Annotated in this window: 28 protein-coding genes; 15 read left to right on the forward strand and 13 right to left on the reverse strand. The window is 61.4% G+C overall.

What is annotated here, in order from left to right; genetic code table 11:
• From HAT86_RS14100 to HAT86_RS14120, 5 genes are all read left to right on the forward strand, one after another.
• On the forward strand, window positions 1-105 hold a 105-nt coding region (locus tag HAT86_RS14100; protein ID WP_149788994.1), incomplete at its 5' end, for an EF-Tu C-terminal domain-related protein.
• A 104-nt stretch (window positions 106-209) separates the two neighbouring features.
• Window positions 210-518, forward strand: coding sequence for a 30S ribosomal protein S10 (rpsJ, locus tag HAT86_RS14105; protein WP_167199144.1), 309 nt, complete (start codon window positions 210-212; stop codon window positions 516-518).
• 13 nt (window positions 519-531) lie between these two features.
• Window positions 532-1356: a 50S ribosomal protein L3 gene (gene rplC, locus HAT86_RS14110; RefSeq protein ID WP_167199147.1), complete on the forward strand. Its 825-nt coding sequence runs from the start codon at window positions 532-534 to the stop codon at window positions 1354-1356.
• On the forward strand, window positions 1353-1970 hold the full coding sequence (gene rplD, locus HAT86_RS14115) for a 50S ribosomal protein L4 (protein WP_167199151.1): 618 nt from the start codon (window positions 1353-1355) through the stop codon (window positions 1968-1970). Before rplC ends, rplD begins: the two co-directional genes overlap by 4 nt.
• Complete coding sequence (locus HAT86_RS14120) at window positions 1967-2263, forward strand: 50S ribosomal protein L23 (protein ID WP_167199153.1); 297 nt, start codon at window positions 1967-1969, stop codon at window positions 2261-2263. The genes rplD and HAT86_RS14120 overlap by 4 nt, the downstream gene beginning before the upstream one ends.
• Before the next feature lie 164 nt (window positions 2264-2427).
• On the opposite strand, the gene HAT86_RS14125 is transcribed toward HAT86_RS14120, so the two are convergent.
• The 3 genes from HAT86_RS14125 to HAT86_RS14135 all read right to left on the reverse strand — a co-directional run bounded on the left by HAT86_RS14125 (window position 2428) and on the right by HAT86_RS14135 (window position 5055).
• Window positions 2428-3348, reverse strand: coding sequence for a manganese-dependent inorganic pyrophosphatase (locus tag HAT86_RS14125; protein ID WP_167199156.1), 921 nt, complete (start codon window positions 3346-3348; stop codon window positions 2428-2430).
• A 117-nt stretch (window positions 3349-3465) separates the two neighbouring features.
• Complete coding sequence (locus tag HAT86_RS14130; protein ID WP_167199159.1) at window positions 3466-4074, reverse strand: exopolysaccharide biosynthesis protein; 609 nt, start codon at window positions 4072-4074, stop codon at window positions 3466-3468.
• Window positions 4075-4077: 3 nt separating this feature from the next.
• Entirely contained in the window at window positions 4078-5055 is a 978-nt protein-coding gene (locus HAT86_RS14135) for a TraB/GumN family protein (protein ID WP_167199162.1), read from the reverse strand.
• 216 nt (window positions 5056-5271) lie between these two features.
• On the opposite strand from HAT86_RS14135, the gene groES reads away from it, so the two are divergent.
• From groES to HAT86_RS14155, 4 genes are all read left to right on the forward strand, one after another.
• Complete coding sequence (groES, locus tag HAT86_RS14140) at window positions 5272-5559, forward strand: co-chaperone GroES (protein WP_167199165.1); 288 nt, start codon at window positions 5272-5274, stop codon at window positions 5557-5559.
• A 53-nt stretch (window positions 5560-5612) separates the two neighbouring features.
• Entirely contained in the window at window positions 5613-7265 is a 1653-nt protein-coding gene (gene groL / locus HAT86_RS14145) for a chaperonin GroEL (RefSeq protein WP_167199168.1), read from the forward strand.
• A gap of 99 nt (window positions 7266-7364) precedes the next feature.
• Window positions 7365-7823 carry a GNAT family N-acetyltransferase gene (locus HAT86_RS14150; RefSeq protein WP_231125918.1) on the forward strand — a complete coding sequence of 153 codons (459 nt, stop codon included), beginning with the start codon at window positions 7365-7367 and terminating at the stop codon, window positions 7821-7823.
• A complete protein-coding gene (locus HAT86_RS14155) occupies window positions 7823-8692 on the forward strand; it encodes a DMT family transporter (RefSeq protein WP_167199175.1) in 870 nt (289 codons plus the stop codon). Before HAT86_RS14150 ends, HAT86_RS14155 begins: the two co-directional genes overlap by 1 nt.
• On the opposite strand, the gene HAT86_RS14160 is transcribed toward HAT86_RS14155, so the two are convergent.
• Both HAT86_RS14160 and HAT86_RS14165 read right to left on the reverse strand, forming a co-directional pair.
• Window positions 8631-9167: a GreA/GreB family elongation factor gene (locus HAT86_RS14160; RefSeq protein ID WP_167199178.1), complete on the reverse strand. Its 537-nt coding sequence runs from the start codon at window positions 9165-9167 to the stop codon at window positions 8631-8633. The two genes, HAT86_RS14155 and HAT86_RS14160, sit on opposite strands and share 62 nt — an antisense overlap.
• Before the next feature lie 4 nt (window positions 9168-9171).
• Window positions 9172-9609 (reverse strand): NUDIX domain-containing protein, encoded by a 438-nt coding sequence (locus tag HAT86_RS14165; protein WP_167199180.1) that lies wholly within the window; start codon window positions 9607-9609, stop codon window positions 9172-9174.
• A 67-nt stretch (window positions 9610-9676) separates the two neighbouring features.
• On the opposite strand from HAT86_RS14165, the gene HAT86_RS14170 reads away from it, so the two are divergent.
• Together HAT86_RS14170 and HAT86_RS14175 are read left to right on the forward strand one after the other, a co-directional pair.
• Window positions 9677-10405, forward strand: a complete 729-nt coding sequence (locus HAT86_RS14170; RefSeq protein WP_167199183.1) for an esterase/lipase family protein — start codon at window positions 9677-9679, stop codon at window positions 10403-10405.
• Window positions 10402-11550 (forward strand): alpha-D-ribose 1-methylphosphonate 5-triphosphate diphosphatase, encoded by a 1149-nt coding sequence (locus tag HAT86_RS14175; RefSeq protein ID WP_167199185.1) that lies wholly within the window; start codon window positions 10402-10404, stop codon window positions 11548-11550. The genes HAT86_RS14170 and HAT86_RS14175 overlap by 4 nt, the downstream gene beginning before the upstream one ends.
• A gap of 78 nt (window positions 11551-11628) precedes the next feature.
• Here HAT86_RS14175 and HAT86_RS14180 read toward each other — a convergent pair whose 3' ends face one another.
• From HAT86_RS14180 to HAT86_RS14195, 4 genes are all read right to left on the reverse strand, one after another.
• Window positions 11629-13299, reverse strand: coding sequence for a cation:proton antiporter family protein (locus tag HAT86_RS14180; protein ID WP_167199188.1), 1671 nt, complete (start codon window positions 13297-13299; stop codon window positions 11629-11631).
• Window positions 13300-13424: 125 nt separating this feature from the next.
• On the reverse strand, window positions 13425-16142 hold the full coding sequence (locus HAT86_RS14185) for a cation-transporting P-type ATPase (RefSeq protein WP_167199192.1): 2718 nt from the start codon (window positions 16140-16142) through the stop codon (window positions 13425-13427).
• A 618-nt stretch (window positions 16143-16760) separates the two neighbouring features.
• Window positions 16761-17177, reverse strand: a complete 417-nt coding sequence (locus HAT86_RS14190; RefSeq protein WP_167199195.1) for a PaaI family thioesterase — start codon at window positions 17175-17177, stop codon at window positions 16761-16763.
• Window positions 17174-18193 (reverse strand): phosphotransferase family protein, encoded by a 1020-nt coding sequence (locus HAT86_RS14195; protein ID WP_167199198.1) that lies wholly within the window; start codon window positions 18191-18193, stop codon window positions 17174-17176. The genes HAT86_RS14190 and HAT86_RS14195 overlap by 4 nt, the downstream gene beginning before the upstream one ends.
• Before the next feature lie 168 nt (window positions 18194-18361).
• Here HAT86_RS14195 and rpe point away from each other — a divergent pair, with 168 nt between their 5' ends.
• Window positions 18362-19045, forward strand: a complete 684-nt coding sequence (gene rpe / locus HAT86_RS14200) for a ribulose-phosphate 3-epimerase (protein ID WP_167199201.1) — start codon at window positions 18362-18364, stop codon at window positions 19043-19045.
• A 168-nt stretch (window positions 19046-19213) separates the two neighbouring features.
• Here rpe and panC read toward each other — a convergent pair whose 3' ends face one another.
• The 3 genes from panC to HAT86_RS14215 all read right to left on the reverse strand — a co-directional run bounded on the left by panC (window position 19214) and on the right by HAT86_RS14215 (window position 22003).
• Window positions 19214-20062 carry a pantoate--beta-alanine ligase gene (panC, locus tag HAT86_RS14205; RefSeq protein ID WP_167199203.1) on the reverse strand — a complete coding sequence of 283 codons (849 nt, stop codon included), beginning with the start codon at window positions 20060-20062 and terminating at the stop codon, window positions 19214-19216.
• Window positions 20059-20886 carry a 3-methyl-2-oxobutanoate hydroxymethyltransferase gene (panB, locus tag HAT86_RS14210; protein ID WP_167199206.1) on the reverse strand — a complete coding sequence of 276 codons (828 nt, stop codon included), beginning with the start codon at window positions 20884-20886 and terminating at the stop codon, window positions 20059-20061. The genes panC and panB overlap by 4 nt, the downstream gene beginning before the upstream one ends.
• Before the next feature lie 157 nt (window positions 20887-21043).
• Window positions 21044-22003, reverse strand: coding sequence for a KpsF/GutQ family sugar-phosphate isomerase (locus HAT86_RS14215; RefSeq protein WP_167199209.1), 960 nt, complete (start codon window positions 22001-22003; stop codon window positions 21044-21046).
• Between the two features lie 109 nt (window positions 22004-22112).
• Between HAT86_RS14215 and HAT86_RS14220 the strand changes: the two genes are divergently transcribed.
• Window positions 22113-23333: an MFS transporter gene (locus HAT86_RS14220; protein WP_167199212.1), complete on the forward strand. Its 1221-nt coding sequence runs from the start codon at window positions 22113-22115 to the stop codon at window positions 23331-23333.
• A 63-nt stretch (window positions 23334-23396) separates the two neighbouring features.
• Here the strand turns inward: HAT86_RS14220 and trhO are convergent, their stop codons facing one another.
• Complete coding sequence (gene trhO, locus HAT86_RS14225) at window positions 23397-24311, reverse strand: oxygen-dependent tRNA uridine(34) hydroxylase TrhO (protein WP_167199215.1); 915 nt, start codon at window positions 24309-24311, stop codon at window positions 23397-23399.
• Between the two features lie 104 nt (window positions 24312-24415).
• Here trhO and pncA point away from each other — a divergent pair, with 104 nt between their 5' ends.
• Both pncA and HAT86_RS14235 read left to right on the forward strand, forming a co-directional pair.
• Complete coding sequence (pncA, locus tag HAT86_RS14230; protein WP_167199218.1) at window positions 24416-25012, forward strand: bifunctional nicotinamidase/pyrazinamidase; 597 nt, start codon at window positions 24416-24418, stop codon at window positions 25010-25012.
• A gap of 21 nt (window positions 25013-25033) precedes the next feature.
• Window positions 25034-25828, forward strand: a complete 795-nt coding sequence (locus HAT86_RS14235) for an SseB family protein (protein ID WP_167199221.1) — start codon at window positions 25034-25036, stop codon at window positions 25826-25828.
• The last annotated feature ends 173 nt before the right edge of the window (window positions 25829-26001 follow it).

Here is a 26001-nt window from a genome sequence, read left to right on the forward strand (position 1 = left end):
GTTGAACTGATCGCACCGATCGCCATGGAAGACGGTCTGCGTTTCGCCATCCGCGAAGGCGGCCGCACCGTCGGCGCTGGCGTCGTGTCGAAAATCATCGAATAATCCTAAATGCTCCGGGCTTCGGTCCGGGGCAAGGGTTCGACGAGGGGGGCCAGAATGATCTGGCCCTCCTCCTATCAACTCCAACGCCGTGAAAGGCCAGACTGATGCAAAGTCAAAATATTCGCATTCGGCTGAAGGCTTTCGATTACCGTGTTCTGGATGCCAGCACACAGGAAATCGTGAACACCGCCAAGCGGACAGGTGCCGCTGTGCGGGGCCCGATCCCTCTGCCGAACAAGATTGAGAAATTCACCGTTCTGCGTGGTCCCCACGTGAACAAGAAATCGCGCGACCAGTTCGAGATCCGCACGCATAAGCGTCTGCTCGATATCGTTGATCCGACGCCGCAGACCGTGGACGCGCTGATGAAGCTCGACCTCGCCGCTGGCGTCGACGTGCAGATTTCAGTTTAAGGAGGGCAAGAAAATGTTGCGCTCTGGCGTTATTGCAAAAAAAGTCGGCATGACCCGGCTGTTCATGGAAGATGGTCGTCAGGTTCCTGTCACCGTGCTTCAACTGGACAAGCTGCAGGTTGTCTCACAACGTACACCCGAACTGCATGGCTATGCGGCGGTTCAGCTTGGGGCCGGTTCGGCCAAGGCCAAGCGGGTCTCTCAGGCGATGCGCGGGCATTTCTCGGCCGCCAAGGTTGAGCCCAAGCGCAAAGTTGCGGAATTCCGTGTTGCGCCCGAAAACATGATCGCCGTGGGCGAGGAAATCACCGCTGACCATTACTTTGAGGGTCAGTTTGTGGATGTCTCGGGCACCTCGATCGGTAAAGGCTTTGCCGGTGCCATGAAACGTCACAACTTTGGCGGCTTGCGGGCCAGCCACGGTGTGTCGATCAGCCACCGCTCGCACGGCTCGACCGGTCAGTGTCAGGATCCGGGCAAGGTTTTCAAAGGCAAGAAAATGGCCGGCCACATGGGCGCCGCTCGCGTGACCACGCAGAACCTGCAGGTCGTGCGCACCGATGCCGATCGTGGTCTGATCATGATCAAAGGCGCCGTTCCCGGCTCTAAAGGTGGTTGGGTCACGATCAAGGACGCGGTGAAGAAACCCTTCCCCGAGAACGCGATCCTGCCCGCCGGGCTGAAATCCGCAGCGGATGAAGCCGCCAAAGCCGCCGAGGAAGCCGCCGCACAGGCCGCCGCCGAGGAAGCCGCAGCAGCAGAAGCCGCCGCCGCCGAGCAAGCCGCCGAAGAGGCCGCTGCCGAGGCAGAGGCCGAGAAGAAGGACAGCGACGCATGAAACTCGACGTGATCAAACTGGACGGTGGTAAGGCCGGCTCGGTCGATCTGGGCGAAGAGATCTTTGGCCTGGAACCGCGCGCTGACCTTTTGCACCGTGTTGTCCGCTGGCAGCGTAACAAGGCGCAGCAGGGCACGCACAAGGTCAAAACCCGGTCGGAAACCAGCTACTCCACCAAGAAGATTTACCGCCAAAAGGGCACCGGTGGCGCACGCCACGGCGACCGCAACGCGCCGATCTTCCGCAAGGGTGGTATCTACAAGGGGCCGACCCCGCGCAGCCATGCCCACGACCTGCCGAAAAAGGTCCGCCAACTTGGCCTCAAGCACGCGTTGAGTGCTAAGGTCAAAGCTGGTGAACTGGTCGTGATCGACACGGCGGCTGGCGATGGCAAAACCAAGACGTTGGCCAAGCAAATCAAGGATCTGGGCTGGAAACGCGCCCTGATCATTGATGGTGCGCAGGTGGATGCCGATTTCGCCAAGGCCGCAGCCAATATCGATGGGCTCGATGTCCTGCCGTCGATGGGCGCAAATGTCTATGACATCCTCAAGCGTGATACGCTGGTGATCACCAAAGCGGGTGTCGAAGCACTGGAGGCTCGTCTGAAATGAGCGCGAAACCCGAACACTATGACGTGATCCGCAAGCCGGTTATCACCGAAAAGGCCACGATGGCGTCTGAAAACGGCGCGGTTGTCTTTGAAGTGTCGATCGACAGCAACAAACCCCAAATCAAAGAGGCTGTTGAGGCGCTCTTTGGTGTCAAGGTCAAGGCGGTCAACACCACGATCACCAAAGGCAAGCAAAAGCGCTTCCGTGGCCAGCTTGGCCGCCGGAATGACGTGAAAAAAGCCTATGTGACCCTTGAAGAGGGTAACACGATCGACGTCAGCACCGGTCTTTGATCGGTCCTGCGGGATGTCCCGCATGACAAATTTGACCCCCGGCAATCAATCGGTTGCCGGGGGTTTTTCTTTGGCCATCGCGGGCCGTCCATCGGCCCCCTTCATCCAAATAAAAAGGGCGCCCCTGCAGGACGCCCCAAAATACTGTTTATCTGTTGATGGGATCAGACTGCGAGGTTCGGGATGATCTGCTTCTTGCGGCTCATGACGCCGGGCAGGACGATTGTATCGCCGTCAACCGAAGCCCCAAACGACTTTTCAGCCACCGTTTTCACCAGCTCGTTCGGCACCAACAGCGTGGCTTCTTCGTTGAGGATATCGACCACGAACAGCAGAACCTGATCAACACCGTCTTCCTTGGCAACAGACACCATGCTGTCCATCAGGCTGGTCTTGCGATCCAGCACCATGCCCGGTGCGGTGGTTTCCAGAACGCTGACGCGGAATTTCGTGTCGCCGACGCCATATTCTTTCGAATCCATGCGGATCAATTCGGCATCGGAAAACGCGCTGACATCGGATTTGGCGGCAAACATCTCGGCGGCGTAATCGGGGATGCTCACATTCAGATCGGCGGCCAGTTGCTGCGCGACCTCGCGGTCATGCTCGGTGGTGGTGGGGCTGCGGAATTCCAGCGTGTCGGACAGGATGCAGGTCAGGGCCGCGCCTTTGATGGCCTCGGGCATTTTGGCAGCATCGTCGCCCATCAGATCAACCATGATCGTCGCGGTGCAGGCCAGCGGGCGCACGGTGATGTCGATGGGCCCTTTGGTTTCCAGACCGCCGACCAGTTTGTGATGGTCGATAATCGCGCGCACGTCAGCCGCGTTGATGCTGTCGGGCAATTCGGCGGGGTTGTTGGTGTCGACGATCACGCAGGGCTGATCGGCCTCGACGTCGGCGATAATGCGCGGCTTGGGCAGGTTCCACTTTTCAAGCATAAAGGCGGCTTCGGTGTTGGGTTCGCCCAACAGCACCGGTTCGGCCTTGGTGCCCTGCACGTCGGTCATGTACCACGCCCAGATGATCGGTGAGCCGGTCGAGTCCGTGTCGGGGGATTTGTGGCCGAAAACGAGATGCGTCATTGTTACTGTCCTTGTGAATTTGGAACGGATTTGCGCGTCTTATAGGGCGATGCGTCTGCATTGTCACCCATGCATGCCGCGCTGCGGCGACGGGGCGGCAGGCGTTGCATCAGCGCCTCAGGTCACGGCGGATACGGCCTGTGCGATCAGCACAACGCCAATTCCAACCAGCGTATAGCCTGCAAGCATCAGCACCCCGTCGCGGACAAACAGGGCCACCGCAAACACCGCCATCGCCGAGGCGAGAATCGAGGTCAGGAACGGCACGAATTCAATCGCGGGCATAAAGAAAGACACCGCGCAGAAGACGCAAAGCGCGGGCAGGTTGCCGGGCCAATCGGTGAACATGACCAGCCTTTTGCGCAGAACGTGGTCGACCCGGCGCAGCACCGGGCGCAATCGTTCGACCATGGCCGATACCCGATCGGCATGCAGGGAGCGCTGCAACAGAAACCGCGGCAGCCATAGCCGTTTTTGCCCGACCAAAAGTTGCACCGCGACCAGCACAACGATGGCCGACAAGACCGATGGCACACCGGGCACCGCCGATAGGGGCGAGACCATCGCCAGACAGGGCAGCAAAAGCAGCGGAATCAAACTGCGCGGGCCCAGCAGGTTGATCACATCCCCGACCGAGATATGACCGTCGCCTGTTTCCGCGTCGATGAAATCCAGAAGCTCCAATAGTCCGGCATCGTGGCTTAGTTTTGGTTTGGCATCCGCCATGGATCAGAACGGCAAAGGCTTGATGTCAAAGCCCTCGGTTTCCAGCAGGTGCAGAACCCCGGTTTTGTCCGGTAAATGCGCGGCGCCCACGGCCACGAATAGATGATCCTCGGGTGCGCTCAGCAGGACATCCAGCCATGCGGTATTGCGGTCGGTCAGCAGCAAGTGTTCGAACTGGTCGAAATCCTGCTCGGCGCTGTCGCCGCCATAGGTCAAAGACACCGCGCGCGAATAGCGCCAGATCAAGGCGACCTCTTGGCTAAGATATCGCTGGCGCAGGGTGTAGGCCATGTCGTCAGGGTCGCCGGGCCATGCAAAGAACAGCCGGATCATGTCCAGTTGGTCCTCTATCGGGAAGCTGTCCAGCATACCCAACACTGTGCGGAAATCTTCAAGCGATCGGGTTGGTGTCTCAAGGCGTGTCGCGTGTTCGCCGATCAGCTTGTCGATCCCGTCGCCTTGCATCGCGCCATTGCGCGCTTCGCAGGGGCCGATTCCCAGCATCATGGCCGCCCAGACCGGCTTGAATTTGGCGGCGAAAAACGCCGGAATGGACCGGGCGCGCATTGCCTCGGCAAAGCGCCGCCAATCGTCCTCGCCCAGTAGGTCGGGCAGGGTTTGGCCTTCGGTGATGAACATCAAGGATGGATCCTCTGCCACCGCCTGTTCCATTCGGGCCTGATCGTCGTTCGACACTTCCAGATAAACGGCATCGGCCAGTTCGATCAGAGGGCTGAGGCGAGCCAGATGGTCGGCGGTTTGCGGGTGCGGGAAATGATAGGTGCCGAACAGGGTGATCTGCGTGTCGTCGCGCGTTGCATGCCACAACAGCCCTTGGGCATAGGGCATTTGCGCGGCTTCATCCATTAACGCCGCCCGCTCGGCGGTAGGCATGGCGGCGATCAGGTCGGTGCCCGCGCAGCGCGCCAGCGCGCCGATGGGTTGTAGGCAAGCCAACACTATGAGCAGAACACGAAACATCGACACCTCCGGTTGCATATATGGCCAAGCTACCCCGGCCCATCCAGCCCGGCAATCCAACGCCGCAAGGACCGATGCAAAAAATATGAGAGGACTTGTTGACAGCCCCCCTCCACGTCCTTAGCTATGCTTCGTTAGCACTCGAATGATATGAGTGATAACGGGTTCCGATCCGGAGCCCAGTAGGGAGAAACTTTGAGCCAAGGAGCCAAAGACATGGCATTCAAACCGCTACATGACCGCGTGCTCGTACGCCGCGTTGAAAGCGAAGAAAAAACCTCGGGTGGTCTGATTATCCCCGAAAGCGCCAAGGAAAAGCCCCAGCAGGGCGAAATCGTGGCCGTGGGCGATGGCGCACGCAAGGACAATGGCGAACTGATCGATATGGCCGTCAAGGCGGGTGATACCGTTCTGTTCGGCAAGTGGTCCGGCACCGAAATCACCCTTGACGGTGAAGAGCTGCTGATCATGAAAGAAAGCGACATTCTGGGCGTTATGGGCTGATCTTAACGATCCCTAACGCACATCACTGAACTGAATAGTCAGGAGAGACGCATATGTCTGCAAAAGACGTGAAATTCGATACCGATGCCCGCAACAAAATGCTGCGCGGCGTCAACATCTTGGCCGATGCGGTCAAGGTAACCCTTGGCCCCAAAGGCCGTAACGTGGTTCTGGACAAATCCTTTGGCGCACCGCGCATCACCAAAGACGGTGTTTCGGTTGCCAAGGAAATCGAACTGGAAGACAAGTTCGAGAACATGGGCGCGCAGATGGTCAAAGAAGTGGCCAGCCGCACCAACGACGAAGCCGGTGATGGCACGACCACAGCCACCGTTCTGGCGCAAGGCATCGTCAAAGAGGGCATGAAGGCCGTTGCGGCGGGCATGAACCCGATGGACCTCAAGCGCGGGATTGACCTTGCCACTTCCAAGGTCGTTGAAGCGATCAAAGCCGCATCGCGCCCCGTTGAAAACTCTGACGAGGTTGCGCAGGTCGGCACCATTTCGGCCAACGGCGAAGCTGAAATCGGCCAGCAAATTGCTGACGCGATGCAGAAAGTTGGCAATGACGGTGTGATCACAGTCGAGGAAAACAAAGGCACCGAAACGGAAACCGATGTTGTCGAAGGTATGCAGTTCGACCGTGGCTACCTGTCGCCGTATTTCGTGACCAACTCGGACAAGATGATTGCCGAATTGGAAGACTGCCTGATCCTGCTGCACGAAAAGAAGCTGTCGTCGCTGCAGTCGATGGTGCCCCTGCTTGAGCAGGTGATCCAGTCGCAAAAGCCGCTGCTGATCATCGCCGAAGACGTCGAAGGCGAAGCGCTGGCCACCCTCGTGGTGAACAAGCTGCGTGGCGGTCTGAAAATCGCTGCCGTCAAGGCACCGGGCTTTGGCGATCGCCGCAAGGCCATGCTGCAAGATATTGCGATCCTGACCGGTGGTCAGGTCATCAGCGAAGATCTGGGCATGAAGCTGGAATCGGTGACCATGGACATGCTGGGGTCGGCCAAGAAAGTGTCGATCACCAAGGATGAAACCACCATCGTCGAAGGTGCTGGCGAAAAGGCCGAGATCGAGGCGCGCGTCAGCCAGATCCGCACCCAGATCGAAGAAACCACCAGCGATTACGACCGTGAAAAGCTGCAGGAACGCGTCGCCAAACTGGCCGGCGGTGTGGCTGTCATCCGCGTCGGCGGCATGACCGAAGTCGAAGTGAAAGAGCGTAAAGACCGTGTCGATGACGCGCTGAACGCCACTCGCGCGGCTGTTCAGGAAGGCATCGTTGTTGGCGGTGGCGTGGCCCTGATCCAAGGTGCCAAGTCGCTGGAAGGCCTGACGGGTGAAAACTCGGACCAGACCCGCGGTGTTGAAATCGTGCGTTTGGCGCTGGAAGCGCCGCTGCGTCAGATCGCTACAAACGCCGGTGTTGATGGTTCGGTCGTTGCGGGCAAAATCCGCGAAAGCGACGACCTCAAGTTCGGCTACAACGCCCAAACCGAAGAATATGGCGACATGTTCAAGTTCGGCGTGATCGACCCGGCCAAAGTTGTCCGCACCGCTTTGGAAGACGCATCTTCCATTGCCGGCCTGCTGATCACCACCGAGGCGATGGTTGCCGACAAGCCGCAAAAAGATGGCGGCGCTGCCGGTGGCGGTATGCCCGACATGGGCGGCATGGGTGGCATGGGCGGCATGATGTAATCTGCCGCACATCTGTGCTAACGGATTGGGGTCGCCTTCGGGCGGCCCCTTTTCATATACGAGGTTCCGATGTTGCAATCCCCCGGTTTTACACGTCCCATGCATCCCGGTGAGGATGACGCGGCAGATCGCCTTTTGCGTTTGGCCCATGATGGGGGCGCCAAGGCGGGCCTTGTAAAGGCATTGCGCAAAAGCGGTGCGATGGCTGGCGAAATGGTGTTGCCCTGCGAAGACCGGATCATTGGCTATTACGCGCTATCGACCATGAACCAGCCCAAGGGGTGGCTATGTCTGGCCGCCGTTGCCATTCATCCGGATTGGCAGGGCCTACGCCACGGCAAGCGGATGATCGGCCAATTGGCCGAATGGGCGCGGCTGAGCGGTGTCTATGTGGTGGCCGCCCACACCCCCGGTTTTTTTATCCGCGCCGGGTTCAGCCTGCCGCGCGCCGCGGGGCTGACATCGCGTTTGGCCCCGGCGGACCTCACACTGGCCGGGCCAGGCGATGACGTGCCGCAACAGGTGCTGAGTTTTCCCAAACCCTTCGGGGTGTCCTGATGCGGTTGCTGACGTTGACAGCCCTGACCATGGTGGCCTTTGCCTCTAATTCCATACTTAACCGTATGGCTTTGGCAGGGGGCACGATTGATCCGCTCAGCTTTGGTGCGATCCGTCTGATCGCGGGGGCTGCGGCACTGGCCGGACTGGCCATTGCTTTGCGCGGCACCCTGCGCCTTTGGGGGCCGGGGCGTTGGCCCGGTGGGATATCGCTGGTGGTTTATATGATCGGATTTTCGCTGGCTTACGCGCAGCTTGATGCCGGTCTGGGCGCTTTAATCCTGTTTGGCGTGGTGCAGATCACTATGTTTGCAGGTGCGCTGATCGGCGGGCACACCCCGCCGCCGCGCCGTTGGTTGGGGGCGGGGCTGGCTTTTGTCGGTCTCGTTTGGCTGCTCTGGCCAGTGTCCGGGGAGAATGCACAGAAAATCAGCCTGTGGCATGGCAGCTTGATGGCGATGGCCGGGGTTGGATGGGGTATCTATTCGCTGACCGGGCGGCGCAGCACCGATGCGCTGCAATCCACCGCCGCCAATTTCGTTCTGACCGCGCCTTTGGCTGGGCTATTGCTGGCCGCGCTTTGGGCGTTTGATGCCAGCGAAATGCCGGGCGCACAGGGTGTGGCGCTGGCCGTTCTGGCCGGGGCCGTGACCTCGGGGATGGGCTATGCGCTGTGGTATGCGATTCTGCCGCGTCTTGATGCGGCGCTGGCGGCCGTGGCGCAACTGACCGTGCCGGTCTTGGCCATGGCAGGCGGTATCGTGCTGTTGTCCGAGGCGCTGACGCCGCGGTTTGCACTGGCCAGTGTCATTGTGCTGGCGGGCGTGGCCCTGTCAGCTCTGCCGACGCGTCAAACCAAATCGCGGTGACTTCCAAGTCAACCGTGCCGGTAGGTTTGGGCCATTCCACCACGTCGCCCACACGCGCCTCCATCAAGGCGCGCGCCAGCGGGGAAAAAGCGGCGATCAGGTGCTGACCGGGATCAGATTCATCTTCGCCCACGATGGTGTAACGCGCCGCCGCGCCGTTTTCATCCACCACCTCGACCGTTGCCCCAAAGCTGACATGCGACACCGGCCCATCGGGCGGGGCCACCAGAATGGCCGAGGCCAACCGTGCCTCGACATAGCGCAAATCACGTTCGGCCACGGCCAAAGGATAACCATCGGCCAGATAGTCCACATTGTCGCGCAGACGGGCAATCTCGGCCTCAAGGGCTTCGGCCCGCGCTTGCAACTGCGCCATGCCGCGTGGGGTCACGTGGTTGGGGTGCGGGCTGATCGGCAGATCGGGCAGGCGCTGCGGGCCGCTGCCGTCTTCTTCTTTGGTAAAGGCTTTGTTCATCGTGTCATTTCATCAATAGCTCCAACGGATCATAGCCGATACCGCGCGAAAATGCGACATCGGGCAGGCTATCGGGTTTGTAACGCAACCCGGCCATCTCGTCGCGGGTGACAAACCGTCGGCGCGTGACCACCGCCTCGGGGTCGGTCCATGTCTCTGACAACGTGCCGCTGACAATCTGGCAGCGGAAAAACACCTCGACTTGGTGGAACTCTTGGCTTGGGTTGTGAAACTCGTTGACCAAACAGGGCGGGCCCACCTTGATCCGCAGGCCGGTTTCCTCATGCACCTCGCGCATCAGGTTGTCGGGCAGCGAACTGCCCTTTTCCACCCCGCCGCCGGGCGCACACCACAGATCACTTTGATCGCCCGGAAAGGCGTTGACCAGCAACAGGCGGCCCTGTTCGACAATGACCGCGCGGGCGGCAACTCGGATCGACATGATGCAGGGCCTTTGACGTTCACATTGGGGCTGTTGTAGCGGCGCAAATAGCCTTATCTCAAGCGCTATGAAAACCTTGTTTGCCGCCTTTGCCCTGATCCTCAGCATGCCAGCCGCCGCCATGGCGGATTGTGTGGTGATGCTGCACGGGTTGGCGCGCTCGGATGCGTCGATGTTGGTGATGGACGAAGCGTTGCAGGCGCAAGGCTATACCACCTTTCGCGCCGATTACCCATCGACCGAAGAGGATATCGAAAAACTGGCCCGCGAAACGCTGCCCTACGCGGTGCGGGTTTGCGGCGACAGCCGGGTTCACTTTGTCGCGCATTCCATGGGCGGCATCTTGTTGCGGGTCTGGCTACAGGATAACCGCCCCGCGCAGATGGGCCGCGTGGTGATGCTGGGCACGCCGAATCACGGCTCGCAATTGGTCAATGAACTGGGCGATCTTGAGCTGTTCAAGTGGATCAACGGCCCGGCCGGCATGCAGCTTGAGACCGGGCCCAAGGGTCTGCCCGAACAATTGCCGCCGGTCGATTTCGAATTGGGTGTGATCGCTGGGTCGCGCTCGCTCAACCCGTATTATTCGTCGCTGATCGACGGGCCGGACGATGGCAAGGTGTCGGTCGCCTCAACCAAGGTCGACGGCATGGCCGATCACATCACCCTGCCGGTGACGCATACGTTCATGATGAACAACCCGATTGTCATCGCGCAGGTGGAAACCTTTCTGCGCACGGGCGCGTTCGATCATGACATGGATTTGGGCGATTTACTGTGGGGCACAGGCGAATGACACTGCCGGATTTGCGGTTGACGGGCGCACAGGTGCTGACCCCGCAGGGGCTGGCCGATCAGCCTTTGGCACTTGGCGACGGCCTGATCACCGATACCACCCCCCGGCGCGATGTTGACCTGACGGGCTTTCTGCTGCTGCCCGGCATTGTCGATATGCATGGCGACGCGTTCGAAAAACATTTGGCCCCGCGGCGCGGCGCGATGAAAGACCTTGATCAAGGCCTGATCGCCACCGAGGCCGAGCTGGCCGCCAATGGCATCACCACCGCCACGCTTGCCCAGTTCTACAGCTGGGAAGGCGGTATGCGCGGTGCCGAATTTGCAGGCCGGGTTTTTGATGCGCTGTCGCAGGTGCGGCCGCGTCTTGTGACCGATCTGCGCGCGCAACTGCGGTTCGAAACCCCTATGCTGGACGCCTATGAGGACGTGCGCAAGGTCGTGGCGACCCACGATATTTCCTATGTCGTGTTCAACGATCACCTGCCGCATGAGGCGCTGGCCAAAGGCAAACGCCCGCCGCGTCTGACCGGGCAGGCGCTTCGCATCGGGCGCAACCCCGAAAAGCATCTGGAATATATGCAGGCGTTGTATGCTGGGATGGATCAGGTGCCCGCCGCCCTTGATGCGCTCTGTGCCGATCTGGCCGGGCGCGGCGTGTTGATGGGCAGCCATGATGACCACACCGCCGACGACCGCGCCACATGGCGCGCGCGCGGGGTGCGGCTGTCGGAGTTCCCCGAAACGCTGGATGCCGCCGAGGCCGCGCATGGCGCGGGCGATGCCGTGGTTCTGGGCGCGCCCAACACGGTGCGGGGCGGGTCGCACAAGGGCAATGTCAGCGCGACCGACCTGATCGTGATGAGCTATTGCAATGCGTTGGCCTCGGATTATCACTACCCATCGCTGCGGCGCGCGGCGCTGCAATTGGCGGATAGCGGCCTGCTGGATCTGGCGGGCGCGTGGGGCCTGATTTCCAGCGGCCCGGCGCGGGTGCTGGGGCTGTCCGACCGTGGGGAACTGTGCCCCGGCAAACGCGCCGATCTGGTGGTGCTGGACGCCGAGACGCGCAGTATTTGCGCCACCCTGTCGGGCGGGCGCATCAGTTACCTGAGCGGTGAGGCCGCGCGCCGTTTCATTGGCTAGGGTCGGCTGGCGGATTAAGAAAACCGCTACCCCCAAGGCAGTCTGGCAGTCGCCGGTAGCCATTGTGCCGCAAACCCATTATTTTTTGGTGTCGCGCGATCCGTTGGACGACGAGCCCTCAGGGGCGATGTCTATGTCCTCTGGATGTGATGGCGCGTCTTCCAACGTGATCGTGTATTCGGCAAAGCCCGCACCCGCCTGTTGGTAAATGTTAAAGACCGCCGTCGCGCCGTGATCAAGAAGTTCGGTATCTTCGCCGGGATAGCGTGCTGTCGCCGTGACCCGTCCCTTGAAATCGACGCGCCGCAACTCGGCCAGCGCATCGAGATTTGCCATCAGGTTGGGCAGCGCCAGCATGACCAGCTCGATCTGGTGATCGCTGTCCACCTTTTCCCAAAAATCCGCATCGCTTGGATCCCCGTGCAGCACGTTGCGTCCGGCCTCACGATGTTGGCGCACAGCAACGTTGCTGAAATCAACTCCGATTACGGTCTCGCCGAATTTTTCGCGCATGGTGTCATACGCGCCGGTCCCGACCCGGCCCATCCCAAACACCGCGATGGTGGCGGATTGCGTGTCGAGATAGTCGTCATCGGGTAGGCGCGGTTCGCGTTGAAATCGGGTCCAAAGTGCGCGGTAGCGGCCATAAAACCAGTCATCGGCCGCCACAAGCGGCGCAGCGACGATAAACGACACCGATAGCGCCACCGCCACCACCACGAGCCATTCCGGCCCCAGCCAGCCGTTTGAAACACCGATGGCGGTGACGATCAGGCCAAATTCGCTGAAGTTGTTCAGGTTCAGTGCGGCCAGCAGCGAGGTGCGCGCGCGCAAACGGAATCGGGTCATAAGCAGCAAGAACAGCAGACTTTTACCAGCGACCAGCGGCACCAGCGCAACCCCAACCAAAAGCGCCGGCCAAGTGAGTTCGCCGACCAGCCCGATGGAGAGGAAAAAGCCGACTAGGAACAAGTCCTTGAAACCAAACATCGACTTTGCCAGTTCACTGGCGCGCGGATGGCTTGCGACCAGCACGCCAAAGACCAGCGCCCCAAGATCCCCCTTAATGCCGGCCATTTCAAAAAGCTCGGCCCCGCCCAAGGCCAGCACCAGCCCGTAAAGGATCATCAGTTCGCCATGCCCGACCCGCAGCAGCAACTGGATCAGCACGGGGCGCAGCAGCGGCAAAAGCAGCAGGGCCGGTGCCCAGATGGTGGGCAGCTTTCCGGTTGAGGCGGCCAAGAAGGCGACGGCGGCAAGATCTTGCATGATCAGGATGCCGACGGCGATGCTGCCGTGCAGCGATTTCATCTCGCCCGAGGCTTGCAGCGAGCTGACGGCGAAGACTGTGCTGGAAAAGCTGAGAGCAAAGCCGACAAGCAGGGCCGTGCCCAAGTCAAGCCCGGCAAAGACCGGCAGCCCAAGCACCGCCAGCCAAAAGACCAGCAAGCCGACAAGCACGGTCACTGTGGTGGAATGCACCAACGTCACGGCCCAGACCTGAGGCCGGATCAGGGCGCGCAGGTCAAGTTTCAGCCCAACCGTAAACAACAGGATTGTGATGCCGAGGTCGGCCAACTTGTTCAGCACGGCGCCCCCGGCCATGCCGAAATAGCCCAGAACAAAACCGGTGATCAAAAAGCCCACCAAGGGCGGCAGGCCGACAAGGCTGGCCAAGAACCCAAAGACGAATGCCAAAGCGATCCATACGACGTCATCCAGCGCGATGGCGATCCACTCAAATTCCATGGCCAACCCTTGGTTTATTGTGCTTGGTCATTGGTGGCTTGGTCCTTGGCATCGGGGCAAGAGGGCGGGTTTTGTTTTGGTCTTCGGGGTGTCCCAAACACCACGCCGCCCGAACGAGGGGATGGTCACGGCCCGCGCTCTGTTTGCGGTGGGCGAAATGCAAGCCGCATCTGCTTTTCGGTTTCGATCAACGCAAAGAACACGGCTCCGATTGCCACGATCAAAAGCCCGTCAAACAGCGCAACCGGCTGTGTGCCGAAGATCGACTGCAACGGCGGCAGGTAGGTGATGGCGACCTGTGCGCTGGTCACGATAAGCACGCAGGCCCAGACGATCCGCGTGCCCCTGACCGCGCCCCACGTCAGCGAGGTGCCGTGGATATTTCGGATGAAAAACAGGTGAAAGAGTTCCAGAACAACCAGCATGTTCATCGCCATGGTCTGCGCCAACGCTTGGTCATACCCTCGGTCGATCGCGTAGAAATATATGCCAAAGACCGCCGTCAGGAACAGCGTTGACACCAGCACGATGTGCCAAACAAGTGCGCCAGTCAGCAGCGGTTCATCGCGCGGGCGTGGCGGGCGGCGCATGGTGCCGCGTTCGGAGGGCTCGAAGGCCAGCGCGATGCCCAACGTCACTGCCGTGATCAGGTTGATCCAAAGGATTTGAACCGCCGTGATCGGCAAGGCCATACCGGCGAACAGCGCCACGATGATCGTCAACGCCTCGCCCGCATTGGTCGGCAGGGTCCAACTGATCACCTTCTTGATGTTGTCATAGACGGTGCGACCCTCGCGCACCGCGGCGGCGATCGAGGCGAAATTGTCATCCGCCAGCACCAGTTCGGCCGCCTCTTTCGCCGCTTCGCTGCCCTTGAGCCCCATTGCGATCCCGGCATCGGCGCGTTTCAGTGCGGGCGCGTCGTTCACGCCGTCGCCGGTCATGGCGACGGTCAGGCCGCGCGCCTGAAGCGCTTTGACCAAGCGCAGCTTGTGGGCGGGCGAGGTGCGGGCGAAGATGTCGGTTTCAACCACCGCATCCGCCAAGGCGGTGTCATCCATCATCTCCAGATCGGAACCGATTAAGACACGCTCGTGGTTCTTCAGCCCGATCAGTTCGGCGATGGCGCGTGCGGTCGCGGCGTGGTCGCCGGTGATCATCTTCACGCGGATTCCGGCGGCGTGGCACTCTTCCACGGCGGCGACGGCTTCGGTGCGCGGCGGGTCGATCAGCCCGATCAGCCCGATCAGCGTAAGCGTCCCGTCGATGTCCGCCGTGTCAAGGTCTGCCTTATCCGGTGAAACCGAGCGCGTCGCCACTGCGATCACCCGCTGGCCTTCGGCGGCCAGTTCCTCAACCATTCGATGCCAGTGATCGGCATTGAGCGGCTCAGACCCGCCATGCGCGGTGCGTTGGTCGGCACACAGCGCCATGACGGCTTCGGGCGCGCCCTTTACGTGGATGTATGCGTCGCCTGCATGGTCATGGTGCAAAACGGCCATGTAGCGGTGGCTGGCATCGAAGGGGATTGAATCGCTGCGTGTCCACTGGCGGAACGGTTCGGCCCCGTCGCCGGTGATCTTGCCGGCAAGCGCCATCAGCGCCCCCTCCATCGGGTCGCCCTCCACCCGCCAGCCCGCCTCGTGATCGCGCAGGCTTGCATCGTTGCACAGTCCGGCGGCGCGCGCGAATTCCATCAGCAGGCCGTGTGCGTCCGGCTCGGCCTCGGCCTCGCGCCAGCGCACCGCGCCCTCGGGCGCATAGCCATTGCCGCCCACCGAATAGACCCGGTCGGTCCCCGCCAGCGAGGTTGCCATCATCTCGTTGCGGGTCAGCGTCCCGGTCTTGTCGGAACAGATCACCGACACGGATCCCAGCGTCTCAATGGCTGGCAGGCGGCGGACGATGGCATTGCGCCGCGCCATGGTTTGCACACCCACGGCCAAGGTGATCGTCAGCACCGCCGGTAGACCCTCGGGGATGGCGGCGACCGACAGGCCGACCACGGCCATGAACAGGTCCGAGAAGGGCAGGTGCCCGACAAACGACCCATAGGCCAGCAAAGCGCCACCCACGATCAGGATAAAGACGGTCAGCCAGCGTGCAAATCTATCCATTTGCGTAACGAGAGGTGACGTGAGGGTCTGGACGCGTGACAGCATTCCGCTGATCCGGCCGATCTGCGTGTCGATCCCGATGGCAACCACGACGCCCCGCCCGGTGCCCGCCGCAACCAATGTGCCCGAGAACAACATCGAGGCCCGGTCACCCAAGGCCACGTCTTGGGCCGTGGATTCGGTCCCCTTGTCCACCGGGACGGATTCGCCGGTCAGAACCGCTTCCTCGGCCTTGAGGCCACGCGCCTCAAGCACGCGCAGATCGGCGGGCACACGGTCGCCCGCCTCAAGCAGCACGATATCGCCGGGCACAAGCTCGGCCGCGTCGACGCTGACGCGCTGCCCGTCGCGCAGCACCGCCGACCGTGGCGCCAGCATGTCGCGGATCGCATCCATCGCTTGCTCGGCGCGGCCTTCCTGGATGTAGCCGATCATCGCGTTGACGATGACCACCGCCAAGATCACGCCGGTATCGATCCAGTGCTGCAGGGCTGCCGTCATCACCGCGGACGCGATCAGCACGTAAATCAACACGTTGTGGAAATGCGACAGGAACCGCAGAATTGCACTTGGTTTCGGCGGGTCCGGCAGGCGGTTTGGCCCGCTTTCGGCGTGTCGACGGGTGGCCTCATCCGTTGTCAGCCCGCTGCGCCCGGTAGAGAGCGTATCAAGAACGTCGTCAGGCGACTGCGCGTGAAAAGCGTCCAATGTGCGAGTCTCTGTCATTGTTTCGGCTTCTCCATTTCCAAGACAGCGCGATGCTGCCGTCAGGCTGGGGGAATGTCGTCCGCCATGATCGACGGGTGCAGGGAATGATCGAATTATGGGGGGCTGCGCTCTGCCTGCGCAAGCCCGCGGCATGTGATCGCCCGATCAGGGCCAAGTCGATGCGCCACCGTTGTGGCCTGTGATGGTGTTAGCGTCAGAGGCAGGGGTTTGCGCGGCTGCCCCGATCGCACGCAGTTCGCGGTCCTTGATCCCATTACAACAGGCCGCCGCACGGACCAGCAGGCGGGTGGCAATGTCGTTCACCGTCTGATTTCGACCTTTTGGCATCGGATTGGCCTCTTTCACCCAGTCTGATGCAGAATACTGAATTTAGGCAAATGAAAGTTGATTTGGGTCAATCAAATCACCTTTGCGCCATGATTGTTGGAAAAAACCGCCATTGGTGCCCTGACAGGTCGCACGACCTGAACAATATCCGGCGTGGGGCGGATCTTTTCGAACGCTCGGACCGCGTAGTTGGGCGGGCGACAGGGCGTGCGACGGGTGCAACCTGATGGTCTCTCAGGATTCAAACCAGCTGGCGGTCGCTTGAAGCACCACAGCCGATCAAACCCGTCACCCCTCTTGTGTGCCGCGATAACGGAACACGCCGGTGGCTTTGGCAATCAAGGCGCCGGTGTCATCGCGCACTTCGCTTTCGGCGAAAAACGTTTTACGCCCGCCGCCGGTTTTGCGGCCTTCGGCGATCAACCGCGCCCCTTGTGCTTGGCCCAGATAATTGACGGTCATCGACAGGGTCAACGCCATCTGGTGCCGGTTTGCATCCCCAGTGAAACAGCCCGAAAACCCCATGACCGTATCCAGCAACGTGGCGTGCAGCCCGCCATGCGGCAGGCCTTGCCGGTTGCGGATATTTGGCGAATTGGGCGCCTCGATCTGCGCCCAGCCCTCGCGCCAGCCGGTCATCTCGATCCCCAGATGCCGTGACATGGCAGAGGGGGATTCGAACAGGTGGGAATTGTCGTCGCTCATCGTGTCGTGGCCTCCAGCCCCTGTCGGGCAAATTGCGGAACATAAGCCCCCAGTTGAAGGCCGCGCGCCGGATCGGATGCGTTGCCCTCCAGCGCGCGCTTTTTGACCCCTTGCAAAATCGCCGCCATGCGGAAGTGGCAAAACGCCAAATAGAATTCAAACCGGTCTATGCCCGACAAGCCGCGATTTTGGCAATAGCTGTCGATGAACCGTTGGTCCGACCATAGGCCAAGGCTATCGCGGTCCACCCCGGCCAAGCCCCGCCCATCGGGGGTGTTGGGCATGCCCCATTGCATGATCACAGCGGCCAGATCGGCATAGGGGTGGCCGATGGTCGACAGTTCCCAATCCAGCACCGCCACGATCTGTGGCGCGTTGGGCGCAAACAGCAGGTTGTCCAGCCGGTAATCGCCATGCACCAGCCGCCGCTGCCCGTCATCGTCGGGCATGTTTTGACCCAGCCAGTCAATCAGCGCATCCATATCGGGCAAATCATCGGTCTGGGTGGCGCGATATTGCTTGGTCCAGCGGTCCAACTGGCGCTGATAATAGTTTCCGTCGGGGCCAAAATCCGCCAACCCCACGGCGTCTGGATCGACCGCGTGGATGGCAGCCAAGGTGCGGCACATCGCGCCCATCATCTGGCTGCGCGCGTCGGCCGACAGGCCGGGCAGGGCCGGGTCGTCGAATGTGCGCCCCTCGACCGCGTCCATGATATAAAACGCCGAGCCGATCACCGCCTCGTCTTCGCACAGCGCGTGCATTGCTGCCACCGGCACATCGGTGCCTGCCAAGGCCTTTTGCACCCGAAATTCCCGCTCTACCGCATGCGCGGATTTCAGCAGCACACCGGGCGGCTTGCGGCGCAGCACATAGGATTTGCCGGGGCTGTCCAAGCGGTAGGTCGGGTTCGATTGCCCGCCGCTGAACTTGGTGGCGCGCAGCGGTCCCGTGACACCGGGCAGGGTCTGCGCCATCCACGCCTCGACCGAGGCGACATCAAGATCAAGGCTCATGCACAGGGCCTTGGCAGAATAAAGAGCGTCATGGGCGGGCTGGTCCTTGTGTGTTCATATGTCGGGCAAACGGTTGCATGAAACCCCGTCCGGATCAATCGCCATGCCGGGGCTTGACCTTGGCCGCCCGAAACCGCATGTGCACAACACGCAAGCAAAGGTGCCGCCATGACATTCGACAGATCGCTCAAGATCGCCCCCTCCATCCTCAGCGCCGATTTCGCCAATTTCGGGCAGGAAATCCGCGCGGTCGAGGCGCAGGGCGCTGACTGGATCCATGTCGATGTGATGGATGGTCATTTCGTTCCCAACCTGACCTTCGGCCCGCCGATGTGCGCCGCGATCCGCCCGCATGTTTCCACGGTGATGGACGTGCACTTGATGATCGCGCCTGTCGATCCCTATATCGACGCCTTTGCACAGGCCGGGGCCGATGTGATCACCGCCCATCTTGAGGCCGGGCCGCATATCCACCGCACGCTGCAGGCCATTCGTGGTGCAGGCTGCAAGGCCGGTCTGGCGCTGAACCCCGGCACCGGCATCGACGATATCGACTACCTGCTCGACATGGTCGATCTGGTCTGCGTGATGACGGTCAACCCCGGCTTCGGTGGCCAGAAATTCATCCACAGCCAGATCGACAAGGTCCGCCGCCTGCGCGACAAGATCGGCGACCGTCCCGTGCATATTGAAATCGACGGCGGCATCACGCCCGAGACCGCCCCCCTGATGACACAGGCGGGCGCGGATGTTCTGGTGGCCGGATCGGCGGTGTTCAAAGGCGGCAGCGTGGATAACCCTGCGCCCTATGGCGAAAATCTCCGCGCCATTCGCGCCGCGTGCGGCGCTTGATCTCTGCAGTACCATTTGCATATGGGCCACACCCGCGTTGAACATGCTTGAGCCTTTGGGCAGGACGCGCGCCCCTCACCTTCATTGTTCTAAAAATACTCAAAATCCAGACCATGCCACAGGCGCGTCGGTCTGAATGTCCGGGCCCACAGGGCACCTTTGGCGCAGTCAGACCGCGATATTGTCGATCAGCCGCACACCCGCCAGCCGCGCGGCGGCAAACAGCCGTGCAGGTCGGGTTGGGGTGTCCAGCAGGCTCAGGTCGTCATTGGCGCGGATTTCCAGATATTCCACCTTGGTGAACCCGGATTTTTCCAGCCTGTCGATCGTCGCGCGCTGCAATTCGCCAAAGGGATGTCCGGCGGCCACGCCTTCGGCCAGCTTTTCCATCGCCTCGTGCAGCAACGGGGCGGTCACGCGTGCCCGGTCCGACAGCAACAGGTTGCGCGATGACATGGCCAGACCGTCGATCTCGCGGATTGTGGGGCAGCCATGGACGGTAATGGGAATATCCAGATCGGCCGCCAAGCGGCGCACAACCTGCAATTGCTGAAAATCCTTTTCGCCAAAAAACGCGTCACTGGCCGAGGTTTGCAAGAACAGCTTGGTCACCACCGTCGCCATCCCGTCGAAATGGCCGGGCCGATACGCCCCTTCCATCACATCGGTCAGGCCGCTGACCGAGACTGTGGTCGCGAACCGGTCGGGGTACACCTGATCGGCATTGGGCACATACAGCGCGTCAACCTCGAACCGTGCCAGCTTGTGCGCGTCCTCTTCCTCGGTGCGGGGATAGTTTTGCAGGTCGTCGGGGTTGTTGAATTGCTTGGGGTTCACGAAAATCGTCACGACCACCCGGTCGCAAGCAGCCTTGGCGGCGGCCACCAGCGACAGGTGCCCGTCATGCAGCGCACCCATCGTGGGCACAACGCCGATGGTTTCACCGGCCCGCTGCCAGACCCGCGTGGCGCTGCGCAGCTCGTCCAATGTGCGCAAGATTGGGGCAGGCGCGCTCAATTGCCCGGTGCCTTGTCTGAAAAAACATGCGTGTCTGCCGGAAAGCTGCGGGCGCGCACCTCTTCGGCATAGGTGCGGATCGCCGCCTCGCCATCTTCGCCCAATGAGCCGTAGCGTTTAACGAATTTCGGTTTGAACGCGGTGAACAGCCCCAGCATGTCATCGACCACCAGAATTTGCCCGTCGCACCCCGCCGAGGCCCCGATGCCGATGGTCGGGATGTCGATCTGCGCTGTGATCGCATCGGCCAGTTTGGCGGGGATTTTTTCCAGCACCACGGCAAACGCCCCGGCCTTTGCCACAGCCGTCGCATCGGCCATCAACGCCTTGGCCTGATCGGCGCGGCCCTGCACCTTGTAGCCGCCCAGTGTGTTGATGGATTGCGGCGTTAGCCCGATATGGGCCATCACCGGCACGCCGCGTCGCACCAGAAAGCCGATGGTCTCGGCCATATGCTGCCCGCCTTCCAGTTTGACCGCCGCCGCGCCGGTTTCGCGCATTAGCCGCGCGGCATTGCCAAACGCCTGTTGTGGGCTTTCCTCGTAGCTGCCAAAGGGCATGTCGATGACCAGCATGGTCTTGCTCAGGCCCCGCGCCACGGCGGTGCCGTGCATAATCATCATTTCCATGGTCACGCCCAAGGTTGAGGGCATGCCATGCAGGACCATGCCCACCGAATCGCCCACCAGCGCGAAATCGCACACCCCGTCCATCATCTTGGCCATCGGCGTTGTGTAGGCTGTCAGGCTGACTATTGGCGTGCCGCCTTTCATGCCCCGAATGTCATCGGGCAGGGGGGCGGTTTTGCGGGCGGTTGCGCTCATGTTCGGTCACCAGATCGGGCTGCGTTGCGGCGCCGAATAGCAAGTTCGAAGGGCAAACGCCACTACCGTCTTTGCGGCCAAAGGCGGGGCATATGGCAAGGTATAGAAATGCCCGCTGCGTTTGTGACTGTGGCAGGCTGCGCCAACCCGAGGCCGCTCAGGCCACCCCGGCGCGTAGGGCGTCATGGATATGCACCAACCCGCGCAAGTCGCCGTTGTCATCCACCGCGAACAAGGCACTGATCTTATTGGCATTCATCACGCCAAGGGCCTCGGATAGCAGCGCATCGGGCGAAATCGTGCGCGGCCCGCGCGTGGCGACTTCGCCCGCTGTGTGATCCATCAGATGATCCAGATTGCGCCGCAAATCCCCGTCGGTGATCACCCCGGTCAGTTTGCCTGCTTCCACCAAAGCGGCCACACCAAAGCCCTTGGCGGTCATTTCCAACAAGGTATCCCCCATGGGGGTGTCATCATACACTACAGGCAGATCTTTACCGCTGTGCATCACCGATGACACCTTGAGCAATTGCGCCCCCAACGTGCCGCCGGGATGGAAGGCCAGAAAATTTTCGCGCTCGAACCCGCGCAGCCGCATCATCGCCACGGCCAGCGCATCGCCAAGCGCCATGGTGCAGGTGGTCGAGGTGGTGGGCGCCATGCCGATTGCACAGGCCTCGGGCGCGTCGGGCAGTTGCAAAAGGTGATCGGCCTGCATGGCCAACGTGCTGCCCGATTTCTTGGTGATCGCGATCAGCGGGATCGCAAAGCGCCGCGTATGTGCAATAATATCTGCCAGTTCGCGGGTCTCGCCCGAGTTCGAGATCAAGATCACCGCGTCTTGTGAGGTGATCATGCCCAAATCGCCGTGGCTGGCCTCGCCGGGGTGGACATATTGCGCCGGGGTGCCGGTGCTGGCCATGGTGGCCGCGATCTTGGCGGCCACATGCCCCGATTTGCCCATGCCCGACACGATCACCCGGCCCGGCACGGTCAGCAGCAGATTGACCACGCTATCAAAATCGGGTGGCAGCCCATCTTGCAATGTATCAAGCGCATCGCGCTCGATCCGCAAAACGTCGCGGGCAATCTCGGTGGGACGGGGGGGTGTTGGCATGGGCCGGCTCCGGGGTTTTGCCAGCGGTCATAGCGCGGCAGGCGATCAAGGCCAAGCCCCGCCACATCTGGGGCTGGTGCCTTGTCAAACTCGCGGCTAACGTCGCCGCATGACAGATGTAGACATTCTTGATAGCCGCGCGGCGTGGATGCGGCTGGCCATTTCCTTGACCATTGCCACCATCGGCAATGTCGGGATGTGGGCGATCGTCGTGATCATGCCCGCCGTGCAGGCCGAATTTGGCATCGCGCGCGCCGATGCGGCGCTGCCCTATACGATGACGATGATTGGCTTTGCCGTTGGCAACCTGTTGATCGGGCGCATCGTGGACCGGTTCGGCATCACGTTTGCGCTGATTTCGGCGGCTTTGTTGATTGCCGCGTCGACGGGTCTTGCTGCGCTCAGCCCCTCGGTGCTGGTGCTGTCGCTTTTGCAACTGGTGATCGGGTTCGGCACGTCGGCCAGTTTCGGGCCGTTGATTGCCGATATTTCTTTATGGTTTCTGAAACGTCGCGGCATCGCGGTGGCGATCACCGCCAGCGGCAATTATCTGTCGGGTGCAATCTGGCCGGTGATCTTGGCCGGGGTGCTGGCGGAACAGGGCTGGCGCGCGGTGTATTTGGTGCTGGCGATTGTCACGGTGGCGATGATGATCCCGCTGGCGCTGTTGCTGCGGCGGCGGGTGCCGCTTGCCGCGCGGACCCACGCCGATCAGGTGTCGGGGCTAAGAGCGCAAGCCGCCGGATTTTCACCGCGCAGCCTGATGCTTATGCTGGGCGTGGCCGGTATCGGCTGTTGTGTGGCCATGTCGATGCCGCAGGTGCATATCGTCAGCCTGTGCGTTGATCTGGGCTATGGCCCCGCCGTGGGCGGGCAAATGCTGTCGCTGATGTTACTTGGCGGGGTGGCCTCGCGGCTGGTGTCTGGGTTGATCGCGGACCGGTTGGGTGGGGTGATGACCTTGTTGATCGGGTCGGGCCTGCAATGTCTGGCGCTGTTCCTGTATCTGCCCGCAGGTGGGCTGGTGTCGCTGTATGTGGTCAGCATGATCTTTGGCTTGGCGCAGGGCGGAATTGTGCCCAGCTATGCCTTGGTCGTGCGCGAATACATGCCCAGCCACGAGGCAGGCCGCCGGGTTGGATTCGTGCTGATGATGACCATCCTTGGCATGGCGCTTGGCGGTTGGATGTCAGGCTGGATCTACGACATGACCGGCAGCTACCAGATGGCGTTTATCAACGGGATTGTCTGGAACGGCGTGAATATCGCGATCATGGTGCTGATCTTGATGCGCACACGGCCACGGCGCGGGATGGCCGCTGCGGCCTGATGTGGGCACTGCCGAAATCTTTGAAAGATTTCGGGCAGTTTTCTTTTCAAGAAAACGGTGCCCTCATCCCTCGTGGACAATCTTGATGTGACGTTCGCCGCGCGCTTCGGCTAGACTGATCTGTTTCTGACGCTCGCGAAAGCGGGCCTTGTCGGCCTCGGTCGTCTCATGCGCGCAGAGGTGGCATGAAACCCCGTGCTCATACTCCGGGCGCGTCATATCCTGAGGCAGGATCGGGCGGCGGCACGCATAGCACAGCTGATGCGGGCCTTCCTGCAATCCGTGCCCAACCGACACCCGGCCATCAAAGACAAAGCATTCGCCCTGCCACGTGCTGTCGTCTTGCGGCACCTCTTCAAGGTATTTCAGGATGCCGCCCTTCAGGTGATACACATCATCCACACCTTGCCCCAGCAGGTAATTGGTGGATTTCTCGCAGCGGATACCGCCGGTGCAGAACATCGCGATCCGCTTGTTGTGGAAGCGGTGCTTGTTTTCCTCCCACCATGCGGGGAAATCCCGAAACGACTCTGTTTCCGGGTCAACCGCGCCGTCGAACGTGCCGATGGCCACCTCGTAATCGTTGCGCGTGTCGATCACGGCAACATCGGGGCTGCGGATCAACTCGTTCCAGTCTTGCGGCTCAACATAATGGCCCACCCGCGCCAAAGGATCGACATCGGGCTGGCCCATGGTCACGATCTCTTTTTTCAGGCGCACTTTCAGGCGGCGAAACGGCTGTGCTTGGCTTTCGCTTTCCTTCCACTCCAGATCGGCACATCCGGGCAGGGCGCGGACATGGGCCAGCACCGCGTCAATGCCAGCGCGGGGACCGGCGATCGTGCCGTTTATGCCTTCTTGGGCCAACAACAATGATCCGGAAATGCCCTGTGCCTCGCACAGATCATAAAGCGGCTCACGGATCGCTGCGGGATCGGAAAAGCGTGTAAAGTGATAGAGTGCGGCTATAGTATACATAAGCCGCGATTTAAGCGGCGCCGCGCGTTTGAGCAAGAGGACAAAGTGGCCCCATTGACGCCGCGCGCCTGCGTGCCTACCCATTCGGATAAAGGAGGCCTGATATGACCGACGCCCTGATCGTGATCGACGTGCAAAATGACTTCTGCCCCGGCGGTGCCTTGGCGGTGAGCCGCGGAGATGAAATCGTCACCGGGATCAACGCCTTGATGAAAGACTTCTCGACGGTGATCCTGACACAGGATTGGCATCCGGCAGGGCATTCGTCTTTTGCCTCTTCGCACACCGGCAAGGCCCCGTTTGAGATGACGCAGATGCCCTATGGCCCGCAGGTTTTATGGCCCGATCATTGCGTTCAGGGCACGGCGGGGGCCGATTTTCATCCCGATCTGAACAGCAATCGCGCCGATATGATCGTGCGCAAGGGCTTTCGCGCGGCCATCGACAGCTATTCGGCGTTTTTTGAAAACGATCACCAAACGCCGACCGGGCTGCATGGCTACCTGCAAGAGCGTGGGATTTCCAACCTGACGATGCTGGGCCTTGCCACCGATTTCTGTGTGAACTTTTCGGCCGTGGATGCCGCGAAGCTGGGCTATGACGTGCTGGTCCGCGAAGGGCTGTGCCGGGCGATTGACATGGACGGCTCGCTTGAGGCGGCGATGGACGGAATGCGCGATGCGGGTGTGCGAATTGCCTGAGCGCTTGTTTAAGAGGGTTGAATGACCAATACGACCACGCTGGATGCCGCCCATGCCGCGATGCAGGCCGCGCCGGATGACACCACCGTACGCTTGCGGTTTTATGAAACCTTGGCCGCGTCCGAGTTGTTCTTGTTGCTGGAAGACGCGGCCACCGGCGATACCGTCACGCCGCGTGTGTTTGACGTGGAGGGGCAGGGTTATGTTCTGGTTTTCGACCGCGAGGATCGGCTGGCCGAATTCGCCGGCGGGCCGGCACCTTATGCCGCGCTTGCGGGGCGGGCCGTGGCGGATATGCTGGCGTCAGAGGCTTTGGGGCTTGGGGTGAACCTTGAGGTCGCGCCATCTTCGATCCTGTTGCCGCCCGACGCGGTGGCGTGGCTATCTGAGACGCTGGCAAGCGGCACCCCCGATGAGGTTGAGGCCAAGGCGCAATCCTTTCATGCGCCGGCGGGCCTGCCTGACAGTTTGCTGCAAGGGTTGGATGCGCGTCTGGCCAGTGCCGCCGGGCTGGCCGACTTGGCCTATCTGGTGGGGGTCACCTATGACAGTGGCGCCAAGGGGCATATGCTGGGCATCGTAGATGCCGTACCGGGGGCCGAAGGCGCGCTGGCGCGCGCCGTGGGCGATGTGCTGAATTTTTCAGGGCTTGAGGCGGCGGCGTTGGACGTGGGGTTTTTCAGCGCGTCTGATCCGGTGGCGGCCCGCTTGGCCCGTGTCGGGTTGCGCTTTGACCTGCCCAAGCCACAAAGCCGCGACCACGCGCCGGGGGCCAATCCGGGTATGAACCCAGACCGCCCGCCGCGCCTGAAATAGCGCGCTTGTCCGCCTTGACAGGCGGCCGCGCGTTTGCGGTTTGATCACGCAAATTAGGGCAGGGCGGACCCTGGTCCCGCATTTGGGCGGTATGCGCTAGAGCGTGTCGCGTTTAATCGGTTTTGTATCCTGCTGCCTTGAAGAAGTTGTAGCATTCCTCGTCGGTGAAGAGG

The sequence above is a fragment of the Roseovarius gahaiensis genome (genome assembly GCF_011601345.1).
Taxonomy (GTDB): Bacteria; Pseudomonadota; Alphaproteobacteria; order Rhodobacterales; family Rhodobacteraceae; genus Roseovarius; species Roseovarius gahaiensis.